General features: G+C 37.7%; 17 protein-coding genes. 15 read left to right on the top strand and 2 right to left on the bottom strand.

Features of this window, described 5'->3' with window-relative positions; genetic code table 11:
• The first annotated feature begins 20 nt into the window (after window positions 1-20).
• The 3 genes from ACHZEU_RS09185 to coaD all read left to right on the top strand — a co-directional run bounded on the left by ACHZEU_RS09185 (window position 21) and on the right by coaD (window position 2573).
• The gene (locus ACHZEU_RS09185; RefSeq protein WP_404804403.1) at window positions 21-1442 is read left to right on the top strand and encodes an RNA polymerase II; all 1422 of its coding nucleotides are present in this window, start codon (window positions 21-23) and stop codon (window positions 1440-1442) included.
• Between the two features lie 71 nt (window positions 1443-1513).
• Window positions 1514-2080 (top strand): 16S rRNA (guanine(966)-N(2))-methyltransferase RsmD, encoded by a 567-nt coding sequence (gene rsmD / locus ACHZEU_RS09180; protein WP_048394681.1) that lies wholly within the window; start codon window positions 1514-1516, stop codon window positions 2078-2080.
• A 1-nt stretch (window position 2081) separates the two neighbouring features.
• Window positions 2082-2573 carry a pantetheine-phosphate adenylyltransferase gene (coaD, locus tag ACHZEU_RS09175; protein WP_404804402.1) on the top strand — a complete coding sequence of 164 codons (492 nt, stop codon included), beginning with the start codon at window positions 2082-2084 and terminating at the stop codon, window positions 2571-2573.
• 59 nt (window positions 2574-2632) lie between these two features.
• On the opposite strand, the gene ACHZEU_RS09170 is transcribed toward coaD, so the two are convergent.
• Window positions 2633-3586, bottom strand: a complete 954-nt coding sequence (locus ACHZEU_RS09170; protein ID WP_404804401.1) for a hypothetical protein — start codon at window positions 3584-3586, stop codon at window positions 2633-2635.
• Window positions 3587-3650: 64 nt separating this feature from the next.
• Between ACHZEU_RS09170 and ACHZEU_RS09165 the strand changes: the two genes are divergently transcribed.
• Complete coding sequence (locus ACHZEU_RS09165) at window positions 3651-4697, top strand: SepM family pheromone-processing serine protease (protein WP_404804400.1); 1047 nt, start codon at window positions 3651-3653, stop codon at window positions 4695-4697.
• A gap of 44 nt (window positions 4698-4741) precedes the next feature.
• Here ACHZEU_RS09165 and ACHZEU_RS09160 read toward each other — a convergent pair whose 3' ends face one another.
• Entirely contained in the window at window positions 4742-5953 is a 1212-nt protein-coding gene (locus ACHZEU_RS09160) for a nucleotidyltransferase (protein ID WP_404804590.1), read from the bottom strand.
• A 167-nt stretch (window positions 5954-6120) separates the two neighbouring features.
• Between ACHZEU_RS09160 and ACHZEU_RS09155 the strand changes: the two genes are divergently transcribed.
• The 11 genes from ACHZEU_RS09155 to ACHZEU_RS09105 all read left to right on the top strand — a co-directional run bounded on the left by ACHZEU_RS09155 (window position 6121) and on the right by ACHZEU_RS09105 (window position 16246).
• The gene (locus ACHZEU_RS09155) at window positions 6121-6654 is read left to right on the top strand and encodes a DUF177 domain-containing protein (RefSeq protein WP_004224818.1); all 534 of its coding nucleotides are present in this window, start codon (window positions 6121-6123) and stop codon (window positions 6652-6654) included.
• Window positions 6655-6678: 24 nt separating this feature from the next.
• On the top strand, window positions 6679-6852 hold the full coding sequence (gene rpmF / locus ACHZEU_RS09150) for a 50S ribosomal protein L32 (protein ID WP_004224819.1): 174 nt from the start codon (window positions 6679-6681) through the stop codon (window positions 6850-6852).
• A gap of 163 nt (window positions 6853-7015) precedes the next feature.
• Window positions 7016-7783, top strand: a complete 768-nt coding sequence (locus ACHZEU_RS09145; protein ID WP_221679716.1) for an enoyl-CoA hydratase/isomerase family protein — start codon at window positions 7016-7018, stop codon at window positions 7781-7783.
• 111 nt (window positions 7784-7894) lie between these two features.
• Window positions 7895-8272, top strand: a complete 378-nt coding sequence (locus tag ACHZEU_RS09140) for a transcriptional regulator (RefSeq protein WP_004224822.1) — start codon at window positions 7895-7897, stop codon at window positions 8270-8272.
• Between the two features lie 376 nt (window positions 8273-8648).
• Window positions 8649-9551, top strand: a complete 903-nt coding sequence (locus ACHZEU_RS09135; protein WP_279494091.1) for a 2-dehydropantoate 2-reductase — start codon at window positions 8649-8651, stop codon at window positions 9549-9551.
• The gene (locus ACHZEU_RS09130) at window positions 9548-9943 is read left to right on the top strand and encodes a DUF3397 domain-containing protein (RefSeq protein ID WP_048394673.1); all 396 of its coding nucleotides are present in this window, start codon (window positions 9548-9550) and stop codon (window positions 9941-9943) included. Before ACHZEU_RS09135 ends, ACHZEU_RS09130 begins: the two co-directional genes overlap by 4 nt.
• A 396-nt stretch (window positions 9944-10339) precedes the next feature.
• Window positions 10340-11956 (top strand): bacillithiol biosynthesis cysteine-adding enzyme BshC, encoded by a 1617-nt coding sequence (gene bshC, locus ACHZEU_RS09125; RefSeq protein WP_054549857.1) that lies wholly within the window; start codon window positions 10340-10342, stop codon window positions 11954-11956.
• A 254-nt stretch (window positions 11957-12210) separates the two neighbouring features.
• The gene (gene mraZ, locus ACHZEU_RS09120; RefSeq protein WP_004224832.1) at window positions 12211-12642 is read left to right on the top strand and encodes a division/cell wall cluster transcriptional repressor MraZ; all 432 of its coding nucleotides are present in this window, start codon (window positions 12211-12213) and stop codon (window positions 12640-12642) included.
• A gap of 62 nt (window positions 12643-12704) precedes the next feature.
• Window positions 12705-13655: a 16S rRNA (cytosine(1402)-N(4))-methyltransferase RsmH gene (gene rsmH / locus ACHZEU_RS09115; protein WP_404804399.1), complete on the top strand. Its 951-nt coding sequence runs from the start codon at window positions 12705-12707 to the stop codon at window positions 13653-13655.
• A complete protein-coding gene (gene ftsL, locus ACHZEU_RS09110; protein ID WP_404804398.1) occupies window positions 13656-14027 on the top strand; it encodes a cell division protein FtsL in 372 nt (123 codons plus the stop codon).
• Window positions 14024-16246 carry a penicillin-binding protein gene (locus ACHZEU_RS09105; RefSeq protein WP_404804397.1) on the top strand — a complete coding sequence of 741 codons (2223 nt, stop codon included), beginning with the start codon at window positions 14024-14026 and terminating at the stop codon, window positions 16244-16246. Before ftsL ends, ACHZEU_RS09105 begins: the two co-directional genes overlap by 4 nt.
• Window positions 16247-16256: the final 10 nt, after the last annotated feature.

Here is a 16256-nt window from a genome sequence, read left to right as displayed (position 1 = left end):
TGCTGCGGGAGGTCAAGCACATGAAATTTGCATTAAGCTTTTTTTCTATTTTAGCACTAATCATTACAGGAACGGTATTTTTCCAATACCATGCTTATTCATCTGATTTAGAAACAGGCATAGGGGATTTTCATTATTCTCAGGAAATAGAAATTGTCTATCGCGAAAATAGCTTAGATATTCGTCAACATTTTAAAAACCTACCAAATCAAAAGGTGAAAATTAAATGGCCTGAAAAAGCAACAAACGCTAGTTGCTTTATTGAAAATGAAAAAAGCTGTGATCGTTTATCAGATGAAGTTTCTTACTTTGCAAAAGGGGAGACAAAATCACAATCTGTGTCATACATAATTCCAATTGAGGGTGGCTTAAAAAATAAGATGCTCCTTCAAAATGTTTTTGCTACACTAATAAATGGTGAAGCATCGTATTCAATTGTTTCAATTTCTACAGACAGTAAGGTGAAAGGACAATGGGTTACGGGTTTGCCCCTAGTAGGTCAACAACAACTTGTACTTGTCAATTACACAATGTTTAGAGGAAACGGTACTGTTCAAGATTTATATTGGCAAGCCGGGGAGCTTAAAGCGCAAGAACAGACACCGGTGTTATCAATTTATGCCCAGCAAGAAGTCCCTAATGATTTTCTAAAGTCATTAAAAAATTTACAGCTTCTAAGTGATGAGCATATTGCAATTATTCAAGAAAAAAGTCCAGTAGCAGTTCATGACGAAAGATTGTTATTTTTACCAACACTTACTGCACAAGCTGTAGAGCAAGAAGTAATTTTATCACAAATCAAATCACAATATAATTTTGTAGATTCCCCAGAATGGTTGCCTGAGGTTGTGGCATCCTATTTAATAAGCGATCCAATTGGTGGAGAAAAAACAAAGAAAATCATCAAGACATTAAATGATTACATGACGGATGCTCAACAACAAGCTTGGCAGGAAACATTGAAAAAGCTTGGAGATGAATCGATTTCACCAGATACAATGGACAAGTACTTATCACAGGTATTAGATGCCAAGACATCTTATTTTACATTAAATGCAGCTCAGCAAAATGGAACCTATCCACTTTTATTTGAGGATGCACGTGATGTCTATGTGGATGATACATTGAAGGAAGATGTTCAAGTTATTCTCTATGAGGGACAGGTATTGTATACGGCAGATACATTATTGCCTTACCTCGGCTACTCAGCTGCGGAAGGAAAGAATGGCTATTATGTAAATAGTGAGCATCGTACATTCCGTTTCCCTAAAGAGCCTGGATTTTATGTATTCAACCAGCGTAGGTATTCGACTATCTCTGAACCAATCATTAAGATTGCTGATCATTATTATGTAGAAGAAGCTTGGTTACAGCGATTATTCCTAGTTGAACTACAAAAAAAGGATGAGCGTATTCAAGTATTAAAACAAGAGCAACAATAACTTTTGCAGCGGAGGGCCAACCTTTCGCTGCAAAATACTTTATATAGACGAAAGTACGGTGAGATGCTGATATGAGAGTTGTAGCAGGAGAGCGCAAAGGAATGCCGCTTAAAGCAATAGCAGGAAATACGACAAGGCCTACAACTGACAAAGTAAAGGAGTCCATTTTTAATATAATTGGTCCATTTTTTGATGGAGGTTTAGCGTTAGATCTGTTTGCTGGAAGCGGTGGCTTGGGGATTGAATCATTAAGTAGAGGAGCAGAACGTGCTATTTTTATTGAGAAAGATCCTAAAGCATTCCAGGTGCTACAAGAAAATATAAAAAAATGCCGTTATGAAGAATATACAGAGCTTTTTCGTATAGATGCAAAGCGCGCTGTGAAAGCGCTATTAAAGCGTGATATTACATTTAAACTCGTTTTTTTAGATCCACCTTACCATCAGCAGGAATATTATGACCTCGTACAGATTTTGGTCGATAACCGTAAAATACAACAAGATGGTATTATTTTATGTGAACATGCAAAAGAGATAGGATTACCTCAAAATTTTGGGGAGTTTGTTTTAACAAGACAAGAAACCTATGGCGGAACAATTATTTCTGTTTATCGCTGTACAGAGGAAGAGGGAGAATAAGTTGTCTGAAAAAATTGCKGTAGTTCMKRGWAGTTKTGRSCCTSTAASATTCGGCYATTTAGATATAATTAAACGTGCGGCTGATGTGTTTGATATCGTATATGTAGCAGTATTAAACAATTCAGCAAAGAATCCTTTGTTTTCTGTAGAGGAACGTATGGCTTTGATGGCTGAAGTGACAAAAACCTTACCTAATGTTCGTATAGAGAGTTCTTCAGGCTTATTGATTGATTATGCTAAGGAAAAAAAGGCGAAGGCAATTGTTCGTGGCTTACGGGCAGTTTCAGATTTTGAATATGAGATGCAAATTACATCTATGAACCGTTTCCTTGATGAAACAATCGAAACCTTTTTCATCATGACGAAAAATCAATATTCATTCCTTAGTTCTAGTATAGTAAAAGAGGTTGCGAAATACGGTAGTGATGTTAACGAGCTAGTCCCTACATGTGTCGTAAAGGCTTTAAAAGAAAAATATGGTTTTACACAATAAGGATGCAGAGGATGTCAAAAGAACGATGACATCCTCTTTTTTGATATTTAGAGCGATTGTTATTTTAGAAAAAATAGAGCATAAATAGTTGGTACAATGATTATGCTAAGGAGGCGGAATTTAATATAAGGTCGTACAGAAAGTTTTGCAGATTTGGCGATAACAAAAATTTGTAAKKGAATACTTATACTTTGCATCGTTAACAAAATCACAACAAGTAAATGGATATAGGGGAGATCTGGAAATGCTGTAACTGTCATTTTAAGACCGTTCGTTACCTCCAGAACAGCTGCTATGGAAAGCTCAATCGTATAGGGGAGCTTTGGTATCAGCTGATCTAAGCCCTGTTGTACAATGGTTTGAATCGTTGTGAAAAAGATGATGGTTGTACCAACTAGTAGAATGGTTGGGGCTGTTTCTTTAATACTTTCCGAAAATGGAGCACTATAGAGTGGTGTGTTGTGTACGGAGATATTAGGTGAATCAGTTTTGCGAAAGAAAAAGTAGCCAGTTACTAGGCAACAAATATTAAACGTATGTAGTAAACATAAAAACAACCATCCAAACGTATTACTGTGTAGTAAATCAAGGCTTACAAAACCTAATACAAAAAGTGGACTAGGTGCATGACAAACAGCTAGCAAGAAATTTGCCTCTTTAGGGTGTAATTGACCACTATTTTTCAAATAAACAATAGTGGTTGCGCCAGTTGGATAGCCTCCAAGAGCACTAATAATATAGGCTTGTACGTATAAAGAAGCCCTTTTTGTTTTGGTACGCATAGGGGCTGTTAAACGCAGAAGCCATTGTGTTAACACAAGATACGGCAATAAGTACGGAAAAAGTGCTTCCATGAAAAGATTTAAGCCTAAATCAGTACCACTGTGAGCGGTTTGTGGGAATAACAAGAGTAAGAGAATTAGAATTACGCAGAGCACTATTTGAATTGTAGCAAACATGTTATCATCTCGTTTCAACTTTTTGTCATTCACATAGGCAAATGCTAAAATCAATATATGTGAGAAAGGCAAAAACATGAACGTATGGTTTTGCAAGCGTCCTAGGAGGTGTTTTCAAGTGAAGAAAAAAATTAGTATTTATGCAGTGTTGATAGTCGTGATTTGTTTTATGATGTTATACCGACTAGACGCGTATATTATGAAACCTGGAAGTGCCTATGATGTCAGTAAATTTGTTACTGTGGATAGTAAAGAGGCAGATAGTGAGGGGTCTTTAAGTTTAATGACAGTTGCTATGCAGCAAGCCACACCTTTTTCGTATTTGTGGGCGAAAGTTCAAAAATATCAAAAGCTAATGGATATTGAACAAGTACGAAATCCTTTAGAGGATGATGAGGAATATAATATTCGACAATTAAAGTTAATGTCTGATTCACAATTTAATGCCAAATATGTAGCCTTCCAAAGAGCAGGGCTAGAGACAAAGGTTCTTTTTAATGGTGTATTCATATTAAACGTTTTAGATGGAGGAGCTTCGGACGGTATTTTAAAAGCTGGTGATGAAATTGTCGAGGTTGATGGACAAAGAATAACTAGCCAGCAAATGCTTGTGGATCTATTAAAACCTAAGCAGCTTGGCGATAAGGTAACCATTCAATTTATACGTAATGAAGAACAACACCAGGAGACTATTACACTACAGGAAATTCCCAACGCCCAAGAACATAGAGCGGGTTTAGGTATTTCTTATACTGAAAGCAAATCGATTGAAACTAATCCGAAAGTGACGATGAAAACAGAGGATATAGGGGGACCTTCTGCTGGACTGATGTTTACACTTGAAATATTAGACCAATTACTTGATGAAGATTTAACAAAAGGCTATGCAATTGCTGGAACAGGTGAAATGCTAATAGATGGATCTGTTGGAAGAATTGGTGCAATAGACTATAAGGTTATTGCCGCTGATCGTGACGGCATGGAAATCTTTTTTGCACCAGATGATGAAATCTCTCAAGAAATGAAAGCGAAGTATCCAGAGCTAGAATCGAATTATGCAACGGCTGTCAAAACGGCCAAAGAGATTAAAACAAAAATGAAAATCGTTCCAGTGAAGAGCGTTGACGATGCTATCAATTATTTAAAGCAACTTCAACCAAAATAATATAAAGGGATGCTAAAAGGACTTTAGCATCCCTTTTGATGTCTTTAGCAACGAATAGGTGGTGTTTGATAATCCTTCGGCAGCGTAAAATCCTTTGTTCCTTGCTCGATACTTAAATTATAAAGCTCTGCTGCATGTATATCGATAGCTAACATCGCATCATTTGTAGCTGCAACTCGACTGATTAAGGGTAATTCTATATTCTTTTTTTGCTGACCTAAATAAGCTTGTCCTATCGAACTCATACCCAATAACCGAATAAAAGAGGGCGCGTTAAAACTTTGAAGCTGCTTTTTGGTAAACCCTGTATAGATATGTGTTATCATCCGTTGAAGGCGGGTCCAAGTATAACGCTTAGATTTTATTTTTTCCATAAAGCTATAAAATGTAGAGCTGCTTTTGGCTGCCTTGACAATTGCGTTTTCTATGCCCTCTGTTAMTTCTGCATAACGAGTAAGTTCTGAAGGGGTATGTCTTATAATGGTGAACTGTAATAACGGCCAAAATGTTTCCCAGCTTGCAAATTGGTTATACTTTGTATGCCAGTCTGTTAAATAATCAAAAGTAGCTGTAGGAACAACATTTTGTACACTTTGTAAAGAATTTGTAGAGGCAAGGGCTTTACGTATGCCAGTGGCACTGGCGATCGATGCATCTTCCTTTAATGCATCATGATATCCTGCTGTAACGCGAGGAATTGTTAATGGTTTAATGTTGCTGTTAAGTGCCCTCGCTGCTTCAAGATAATGAAAGCCCAATATATTATTTGGTTGTGCAAGATCGATGTATGGAGCAGGGTACATCTGAGAAAGCTGTTCATAGGCGTAATRTAGGYTTTTTGGGTAGCTGGCACCTGTTTTAAGGCTGTCTTTAATGAACAGGTCATATTCTGCACGGTGGCTGTCAATCAGCTCGAAAGTGTTTAGAAAGGGCTGTATAGAGCCGTCTTCACTTCCAAAGGCAAAAGAGTTGCAACCAATAGCACTTAATAAGGAAATGGCACCTTTTGCGAAATCTGTAGCAGGTGCTGTACTATAGACATAAGGCAGTTCAAWAACAATATCTACACCGCCAGAAAKCGCCATTTTAGTACGTGTCCATTTATCTACCATGGCAGGTTCTCCACGTTGTMAAAATGTGCCGCWCATAACAGMGWYTACGAGATCTGCCTGTGCTGCTTTTTTAGCCTGTTCTAAATGATAAGCATGTCCGTTGTGAAAAGGATTATATTCAACAAYAATTCBRACTGCTTGCADGCTTCTCCCCCTTATAATTTGTGTCTTTATTTTAAACTGTTAGGAGTAAATACACTTCTCATAGTATATAATTATAGGTGGGTTTTAAAGTGGTGACAAGAAATTATCTTGACATCTATTTTTACACATTATATAATCAACAGTGTTGTCTCGAGGTGATTAAACGAATGAAATGGTCAATTCATCAATTATCTAAATACCGCCAAAACGGGATGCCAATCGATGCCTTTGTCCAGCTGGATGAAGTGATGGAGCGAAACCAGGATATTCGAGCAATTTCGCCCGTTCATGTAAAAGGGCTATGTACTTTTGGTGCATCGCAAATGACATGTCAGTTAACTGTGACAGCAACGTTAACACTACCATGTGCTCGCACATGGGAGGATGTTGAGTTTCCAATTGAAGTTGAGACAGTTGAAATTTTTAGCTGGATTGACGAAGATAAACGAGGAGACGATGACGGAGACATTCACTATATTGACGGTGAAGTCATCGACATGAAACCGGTTCTTGAGGAATTAGTTTTGCTTGAGGTACCAATGCAAGTGTTCAAGGAAGATTCTGAAGGACAAGTGCATGGTGGTAAAAATTGGTCTTATGCAACAGATGAAGACGTAGAGCTACACAAAAAAGCTGACGAACAAAAAGTGGATCCAAGACTAGCTGCTTTAGCTAAGTATTTTGATCAAACAGACGAATAGACGATCTGTAAGGAGGTGCCATCAATGGCTGTACCATTTAGAAGAACTTCTAAAACTGCAAAAAGAAAGCGTCGTACGCATTTCAAATTATCTGTACCTGGTATGGTAACTTGCCCTAACTGTGGTGAGGCTAAATTATCACACCGTGTTTGCAAAGCTTGCGGACAATACAAAGGTAAAGAAGTAGTAAGCAAATAATACAGTGTTTGCTCACTTAAAAGGCTAGTAGAGAGACCATGGCTCTTTACTAGCCTTTTTGTTTGCTTAAAAAGACGGAATATTTCGTTGATTATGAAATTCTTTACAATAGTGAAATAATTGTGTGATACAATTTATTCATTGTGACAAAGGGGGTAGTAATATGTCTTATACGATTGGCAATCATGATGGCATTATGACGTTTACCATTAACCGTGAAGAGAAACGGAATGCTGTCAATGATGAGGTGATGAACGGTCTTCAAGAAGTCATTACATATATTCGTGGGCATGAAGATGTGCGTTTCTTAGTAGTGACTGGTGCTGGCGATAAATCGTTTTGCTCAGGAGGGGATTTATCTGAGTTTCATTCTTTGGAAACAGAGGATGAGGCATTTGGTATGTTAAGTAAGATGGGGAAAATATTATATGACCTTGCTACGCTTCCTGTACCAACTATAGCACTTATAAATGGTACTGCTGTTGGAGGGGGCTGTGAGATTGCAACAGCTTGTGATTTTCGTTTAGTGGCTAGCCATGCGAAATGTGGATTTATCCAAGGAACACTAGCCATTACAAGTGGCTGGGGTGGTGGTACATATTTATTTGAACGAGGTTTGCGTCATGATCGTGCGATGAAGATGCTCGTGGATGCGAAGCCTTACCCTGCGCAATTATTATATGAGATAGGATGGGCTATGCGTGTTTTTGAAGGCTCAAAAGAAGATGCCTTGAACGATTTTATTGAACATATGCGAAAAATTCATCCTTCTGTTCATAAAGCTTATAAGGAGATTGAGCTTAGAAAGTGGCGTGAACGAAATATGTATGAGCGTGTGATGGAAGAAGTTCGTACCTGTGCAAAGTTGTGGGAAAGTGAAGCGCACCATCAAGCGGTTAATAATTTCTTGACAAAGAAGAATAATAAGTAATGTATAAAGACAGTGTTGAGAGTAAAAACATCATCACTGTCTTTTTTCATGCAATGATTCTATTTTGCTTGCTTTTGCATATAGTAGTAAAAAATGCGAGGGTGATAGATTATGGAATTGAAAAAAAGAAAAGATCAATGGACAAAGGAAGATGATGAAAGACTAGCAGAAATCGTATTGCATAATGTGCAAAATGGCAAAACACAGCTAGAGGCCTTTGAAATGGCGGCCATAGAACTAGGTCGTACAAAACAAGCGTGTGGCTTCCGATGGAATAAAACATTGCGTGGTCAATATAGTCAGTCACTACTAGCTGTGCGAAATCAGCCCCAACAATCTATGCGAAGTCATTTGAAATTAGCGTTGACAAGTTTTGACGAATTAACGGAGGCTTATCAAACGCTTGAAATGAAGCATCGGGAATTGCAAAATGAGCATGAGAAGCTAGTGAAATGGCTTCAGCAAGGTTATTCATTAATGAAAGATTAAAATTATGATTACGTGGTTTTTGGAACATGAATTACATTGCTTTTCTTTTATGGACATAAAACCCTTTCTGTATATCGTCAATAATCAGTCTATCCTGTATAATAAAAGAACCTGCGTAAAAGGTGCCTTAGATGTATTCTAAGGCACCTTATTCTTATAGTTTTATGAAAGTATACTATTCAGAGGTGAAGCATCAGATGGGGGTTTTAAAGTCTGCTGTTATAGGAGGCACGCCAAAAAGTGCTCACCCTTTTTGATGGTGTGAATAGTATTGTGTTGCTTCAAAGTATCACAGAGTGTTTTGAGTATTTTGGAATAATATGGATGTGGTGACATCGAGGAACATTGATCAGTAAAGATGGAAAGGGTGTAGACAATGAAAGTAGCGATAATTGGAGCAGGGGCAGTTGGTCAATTAACAGCAAGTTTTTTAGCGGAGTCTGGTGTACCAGTAACGTTGGTTGCCAGAAGGCAGGAACAAGTAATTGAACTAAATGCCAAGAAGTTAACACGTATCAACGTTGATGGGACTAAAACTGTGCAAAGGATTGTTGCTACTACAGATTTGGCTAATCTACCAAAGCAAGATTTACTAGTGATTGCTGTTAAATACGGACATTTGCAAAAGCTCTACAATCAATTAGCCTTATTCTCAAGTGAAATGCCGTTGCTTTTTATGCAAAACGGCTTAGCGCATTTTGAGGAGGCACTACTCTTGCCACAAAAAAATATCGCCTTTGGTTCAGTGACCTTTGGAGCTCAATTGTTGGACCATTCAACGGTTCAACATAGAGGAGTAGGGCTATTTAAAATAGCAATAGAACGAGGAGAACACCAGGCTTTTCAACAGCTACTGCAATTACAACGTTCCTTATTTCCTATTGAATTGGCTAGTAATGCAGAGCAAATGCTTTTTGCAAAAGCGGTACTTAATAGCTTAATTAATCCATTGACAGCTGTATTGCAAGTAAAGAACGGAGAGTTAGTGACTAATCAACAAGCATTTTTACTGCTAGAAAATATTTATCGAGAGCTTACGGAAGCTTTTGAAGATATTGAACACACCATATCTTTTATTGATGTGATAGACTTATGTAGGAAAACAGCCAACAATACTTCATCTATGCTAGCGGATCGTCTGCAGGGGAGAAAAAGTGAAATCGAAACAATTGTTGGTGTCATTCTAAATAAAGCTTTAGCAAACGGTCATAATTTACCTACTTTGCGTACTTTATATCATCAAGTGCTTGCAATAGAGGAGAGCGGTGAAAGAAGTTGAAAGACCTTTTACATATAGTTATTAGTATCATTATTTTTTGTCCAATTGTTCTTTTCGTAATTGTTTATCTGGTTGGCAGGAAAGTTAAAATTCGAGGCACACATGCTTTTGGAGCAGCCTCTGATGTTACAACATTGTGCTTGTTTTTTTCTGTTCCGTTAGCTATCGGTGTGCTTTGGCGTGTGAATGTTGGGGCGCTTTTAGTGATCCTCGCGATAATGATGGCCATGATTTTTACATATATTGATTGGCGGACTAAAAAGGAAATAGAAGTAAAGCCGTTATTAAAGAAAATTTGGCGTTTTTTATTCTTAATACTTAGTACAGCTTATCTAGTGATATGTATCGTGGGTGTTATCCAATCCATTATGGAATATTTACAGGTTGTCTAAGCATTTTCTTTTCATGTTGAAGCTTTAAGCGTTAAAATAATAGCATTAAAATAGTTATAAAAATCATTCTATGGGGATGAGAATATGGATTGCATTCATAAACCTTCGTAACTAGAAGCGTAGTTCAGTGATATGAGGAAGTGAACCAGCGCATGTTTTTTTGTACCGAAAGCAAAGTTAGGTATAGAAAATCCTTCTCGAGGAAGAACGATGGCTTTAAATCGAAATGACTGCTGCAACATTGTTGCCTAAAAGCCGCTAATAGATGCCGCGGATTTTTTTGAGCAATTTGAATGTGAAGGCAACATTGAAAGCCTCATGTGCATAGTATGAATGAAATTCAATTTCTTGTTATGAGTAAGGAAATGATTTAGTGAGTAGAGGAGTTTATGTTAAATGAAACTGGAGTCAATCCAAGTACCTATAAAAAATCATGTACTAGCAGATTACTGGTCGCCAAATACTGCCATTCATCAATTTTTTGAGTATGAATACAATGATCAAGCTTTTGAGAAAAGAGCGGAGCATTTAGCGCGAAATTCCCGTGATCAAAAAGAGTTAACAACAATCATCCGTCAATTTATGGAGCCGCTGGGGTTATCCAAAAAAGCGAATGAACATTTAGAACAACTAGAGCAAGGAGCTATGGTAATAGTTGGTGGACAACAAGCAGGTATCTTAACAGGCCCTCTTTACTCCGTTCATAAAGCTATTTCAGTTATTGCATTAGCGAAAGAGCAAAGTACGAAGCTTCAACAGCCTGTTATTCCTGTTTTCTGGATAGCTGGAGAAGATCATGACTTAGAAGAAATCAATCACACCTATACGGTACATGGGGAATTGCTGAAAAAAAGAGCTTATGGGGAGCGCTCTAGACGTAAAACGATGGCTTCTGCAACAGCCCTCAACAAAGAGTCGATGACGCAATTAATTAATACTATTATTCGTGATATTGGAGAAACAGAGTATACAGAAACACTGATTAAGCAATTAATTGACGCATTGAACAATAGTGAAACATTTACAGATTTCTTTGCCTGTCTAATGAATCAATTATTCAAAGAGGAAGGCTTATTATTAATCGATGCCGCTAACTTTGAATTCCGTCAATTTGAACATAAATATTTTGCTCAAATCATTCAATCCAATGAAGAAATTGCTAGAGTAGTAACGGAAAAGGAGCAAGAGCTTGAACGTGCTGGCTATGGTAAGCCTATTTTAGCAACATATGAAGCAGCCAATTTATTTTACGTAGAAGATGGGGAGCGACATCTTTTAGAAAGAAAAAATGATCTGTTTGTTAATTTAGCGGCAAACCTTAAATTTACACAAGAAGAGCTATTAGAAGTGGCGCATAATCATCCTGAACGTTTAAGTAATAACGTAGTAACTCGCCCGTTGATGCAGGAGATGACATTGCCAGTATTAGCGTTTGTTGGAGGTCCAGGAGAGCTAGCTTATTGGGCGACACTGAAAAATGCATTTTCAGTGTTAGATTTACAAATGCCGATTTTTGCTCCGCGCCTACATATAACTATTGTCACTCGTCATGTAGAGCAATTATTACGCGAGCATCAACTAACTGTTACTGACGTATGGGAAGGGAAAGCATTACACCTGAAAGAACGTTTTATTGCAGATGTACAGGACAGTGAAGCCAAACGCCAAATTCAAGCTATGCAGCAGTTGTTAGTAGAAAAATATGAAGAGCTAGCCTCCTATTTAGAGAAACAGCATCTGCAATTAGATAAGATTCTTGAGAAAAATCAAGAAAATCATGCGAAGCAATTTGACTATCTACAGCAAAAAATTGAACAAACTGTATTAGGTAAGCATGAAACGACGATTCGTAAATTTATGACATTGCAAAATGAATTATATCCGAATGATGGTTTCCAAGAGAGATCCTTTAATCCGTATCAATATTTCAATGAGTTTGGACCTATGTTAATTACTGAAATGCTAAAGCAAAATTATAGCATCGGTAAACACCACTATTTACTTTATTTATAAAATTAATAAACAGATACTTTTTACCTAAGTAGTAATTTGATATCCTGTGAATTTGATGAATAATGTCGAGATAAATAGTATTTAAAGAGCTATCCTACCAGGGGTGGCTCTTTTTTTGTATCATTTAGCACATGTCAAAAAAATTCCTAAAGGTCTAATTGCATATTAAGTGATAAAATGTCAAGTTTTTTTTAAAAAAAGTGGAGGAAAGTGGGGGGATGTGGTACATTATTTAATAAAGTGGGGTGAGTAGTATGTTCATGGGAGAATATCAACACTCCGTTGATGCGAAAGGGCGATTAATCGTACCGGCAAAATTTCGTGAAGCTTTAGGCGAAACGTTTGTTGTCACAAGAGGTCTCGATAACTGTCTATTTGGCTATCCTATGAATGAATGGCGAAAACTCGAAGAGAAATTAAAAGGTTTACCAATGACCAAAAAAGATACACGAGCATTTGCGAGGTTTTTCTTTTCTGGAGCAACAGAGGTAGAGATAGACAAGCAGGGGCGTATCAACATCCCAGCTACCCTTATGCAGCATGCGCATCTAGTAAAAGAATGTGTGGTGTTGGGTGTTTCAAATCGAATCGAGATTTGGGCCAAGGATGCTTGGGAAGCTTACTTTAGTGAATCTGAACAATCTTTTAATGAAATTGCAGAAAATATGATTGGCTTTGATTTTTAACTTGTAATAGGCATTACAACGTGATAGTTGAATGAGGTTAAGGCCTGAGAGGAGCGAGTGGTATGTTCGATCATACAACCGTGTTATTAAAAGAAACTGTTGATGGGTTGAACATAGATCCTGATGGTGTATATGTGGACTGTACACTAGGTGGTGCGGGACACAGTGAATATCTAGTACAACAATTATCAGATAAAGGCCGCTTAATTTGTTTTGATCAAGATATGACGGCTATTGAAAATGCGAAAATTCGATTAGCACCTTATATAGAGCGTGTTACATTTATACATTCGAATTTCCGTTACTTAAAAGAAGAACTATTAGCTCATGGCATTAAGCAGGTTGATGGTATTTTATATGACTTAGGCGTATCTTCTCCACAATTAGATACACCTGAGAGAGGCTTTAGTTATCACCACGATGCACCACTTGATATGCGTATGGATCAAACTGCAACACTGACAGCATCAGATGTTGTTAATCAATGGGCATACGAAGATCTTGTTCGTATATTTTTCCGTTATGGAGAAGAAAAGTTTTCTAAACAAGTTGCCCGTAAAATTGAAGAGGCTCGAAAAACAGCACCGATTGAAACAACTGGTCAACTTGTAGAATTAATTAAAGAGGGTATTCCAGCAGCGGCACGCCGAAAAGGTGGACATCCGGCAAAGCGCATTTTCCAAGCAATAAGAATTGCTGTTAATGATGAGCTAGGCGCAGCAGAGGATTCATTAGTCGATGCGATTGATATGATTAACGTAGGGGKGSGSATTAGTGTCATTACGTTCCATTCATTGGAGGACCGCCTATGCAAGACAATCTTTAAGGAAGCGTCATCATTACCGGAATTACCGCCAAATTTACCTGTAATTCCTGATGACATGAAGCCAACTTTAAAGCTTATTACACGAAAGCCTATTATTCCTTCTGATGAAGAATTGGCAGTTAATAATCGTGCGCGTTCAGCGAAGCTTAGAGTGGTGGAGAAAATTAACGACAAAGGGCGTGAGTAAATGGCAGCAGTTCGTGTAAGGCAACAGCACCAACATCAACAAGTGCAACAACCGATAACACCACCTAGHCCACAACCCACTATMAWWCGTCGTAAAAAAACGAACCAGAAGTTTGAAAAGACAATGCTAATTGTTTTAATTGGCATTATTGCTGTACTAGGAATTCTTGTATTAAATAAACAAGCAGCGATTCAAACAACAAGTATAGACATTCAAAAAATCGAATCAGAAGCAGAAGAGATTGCGAAACAGAATGTTGACTTAACGGTTCGTGTAAGTGAACTTTCTACATACGAAAACATATGGAAAAAAGCCAAAGAACTCGGTTTAACTCAAAATGAGAAAAATGTAAAGGTAGTGCCGGGAGAATGAAAAAAAAGAGATTTCGATTCCAATGGGGAGCCTTTCTATTATTAATTTTTTATGGAGGGCTCTTTTTTCTATTATTCACAAGAATGGTGACATTACAGGCTACAGGTGAAGTGGAAGGACAAGAGCTTGCAGCGAGAGCAGCAGCTAAGTATGGTAAGGAAAGTGTAATTACAGCTAATCGTGGGAAGATTTATGATCAAAATGGACAAGTAATTGCAGAGGATACATTGAGTTATCGAATGATTGCCATTGTAAGCGAAAAGGCTACAACAGATCCAAAGAATCCTCGACATGTAGTGGATTCGGAGAAAACGGCAAAAGTACTAGCGAAATATATTCCAGCGATGAAGGAAAAGGAAGACGAGATTGTTAAAAAATTGAACAATCGATATAGAAGTGATGGTGAACCTTTATATCAAGTTGAGTTTGGTAGCGCAGGCCGTGGCATTAGTCACGAGGTCATGAGTAAAATAAAGGAAGAAAAATTACCAGGAATTCTCTTTGTGAGTGACTTAAAACGGTATTATCCAAATGGTGTATTTGCCTCTCATTTAATTGGCTATGCTCTCAAAAAAGATAATGAAGATGGCACGGTTACAACCAAGGGAGAAATGGGTCTAGAATATACGTATGATAAAGAATTAACAGGCGTTAATGGCAAAGTGGAATATGAGACAGATGCTTTCCGCTATTTGCTTCCAAACAGTGAGAAAATGATTACACCTGCAAAAAATGGGGACGACATTTATTTAACACTTGATAAAACAATCCAAAGCTTCTTAGAGGAAGCAATGACAAAGGTTGAACAGGAATATAATCCTGAGTCCATGACCGCGGTAGTAGCAGATCCGAAGACTGGAAAGATTTTAGCAATGTCACAGCGTCCTACATTTAACCCAGAAACACGTGAAAGTCAAAACATGAAGTGGCTGAATGAGGTGATTGAGGAGACAATTGAGCCTGGCTCGACGATGAAAACTTTCACGCTTGCTTCAGCTATCGATACGGGAAAATGGACACCGAATGATTCATTTATGTCAGGTTCATATACAGTATTTGACCGTACGATTCGAGATCACAATARATATGGTTGGGGTCCAATTACTTATTTAGAAGGTTTTCAACGCTCTGCCAATACTGGTATGGCCCATTTATTAACTAAGATTGGCGATGACGTATTTATTGATTATCTGSATCGCTTTGGTTTTGKGCACAAAACGGGAATTGATTTACCGAMTGAAGCAGCGGGTACTATTTTATCGAAGTACCCTATTCAACGMGTWACAACAACTTWCSGCCAAGGTTCAACAGTAACAYCTATTCAGTTAATCCAAGCGATGACTGCTATTGCGAATGATGGCAAGATGATSCAACCSTATGTTATCGACCGTATTGTTGATTCTTCTAYAGGGAAAATTATTCAAAATCATSAACCAGTTGAAAAAGGACAGCCGATTAAAGCTGATACAGCGAAACAAGTACGAGAAATCCTAGCTTCAACATTAACATCAAAACATGGGACAGCGAAGGATTTTATATTGGAGGATTATGAGGTTGCAGGGAAAACGGGGACTGCCCAAATTCCGAAAGCTAGTGGTGGATATCTTTCAAACCAATACCTTTATTCATTTTTAGGCTTGGCTCCTGTAGATGATCCACAGCTAATTGTATATGTCTCAGTGAAAAAACCTAAGCTGAACAATGAGCTTGGATCTGTTCCAGTATCAAAAGTCTTTAATCCAGTTATGTTAAATAGCTTAAAGCACCTTAATATCAACCCAGACGATGTTCAACATGTCAATAAAGTCAGCATTCAGGACTTTACAGGTCAAAGTGCTGAAGCGGTTGAAGTAGAATTAGCCAATGATGGTTTACAACCAATTGTTGTTGGTAGTGGTGGTAAAATTATTGAACAATATCCATCGAACACTCAAAAACTGGTAAAAGGTAGTTTTATATTTTTAAAGACAGATGGCGAGGTAACATTGCCAGACTTTACGAATTGGTCATTACGTAATTTACTAGTCTTCAAATCTATGACTGGACTAGAGATGGAAATATTCGGCGAAGGTTTTGTAGCAAGTCAAAGCGTTTCAGCTGGAACCGTCATCACTGATAGTTCCCCGATTGTTGTTAAGCTCAAAACACCTGCTGAAAGCTTTGTACAAGACGTTGAAGCTGCCTCTGAGGGTGAAGTTGAAGAAGTAGAGGATGAATAATACTGAATAG

The sequence above is a fragment of the Lysinibacillus sp. S1 genome, assembly GCF_044986265.1.
GTDB classification, from domain to species: Bacteria; Bacillota; Bacilli; order Bacillales_A; family Planococcaceae; genus Lysinibacillus; species Lysinibacillus capsici.
Note: the sequence above shows the minus strand (reverse complement) of the source record. Positions and strands in the feature narration are given on the sequence as shown.

Bases quoted from the DNA above. Each gene is read 5' to 3' on its own strand.
- bshC (WP_054549857.1), top strand. From the start codon at position 10,340: ATGAAACTGGAGTCAATCCAAGTACCTATAAAAAATCATGTACTAGCA.
- ACHZEU_RS09155 (WP_004224818.1), top strand. From the start codon at position 6,121: ATGAAATGGTCAATTCATCAATTATCTAAATACCGCCAAAACGGGATG.
- rpmF (WP_004224819.1), top strand. From the start codon at position 6,679: ATGGCTGTACCATTTAGAAGAACTTCTAAAACTGCAAAAAGAAAGCGT.
- rsmD (WP_048394681.1), top strand. From the start codon at position 1,514: ATGAGAGTTGTAGCAGGAGAGCGCAAAGGAATGCCGCTTAAAGCAATA.
- ACHZEU_RS09140 (WP_004224822.1), top strand. From the start codon at position 7,895: ATGGAATTGAAAAAAAGAAAAGATCAATGGACAAAGGAAGATGATGAA.
- ACHZEU_RS09145 (WP_221679716.1), top strand. From the start codon at position 7,016: ATGTCTTATACGATTGGCAATCATGATGGCATTATGACGTTTACCATT.
- ACHZEU_RS09185 (WP_404804403.1), top strand. From the start codon at position 21: ATGAAATTTGCATTAAGCTTTTTTTCTATTTTAGCACTAATCATTACA.
- mraZ (WP_004224832.1), top strand. From the start codon at position 12,211: ATGTTCATGGGAGAATATCAACACTCCGTTGATGCGAAAGGGCGATTA.
- ACHZEU_RS09135 (WP_279494091.1), top strand. From the start codon at position 8,649: ATGAAAGTAGCGATAATTGGAGCAGGGGCAGTTGGTCAATTAACAGCA.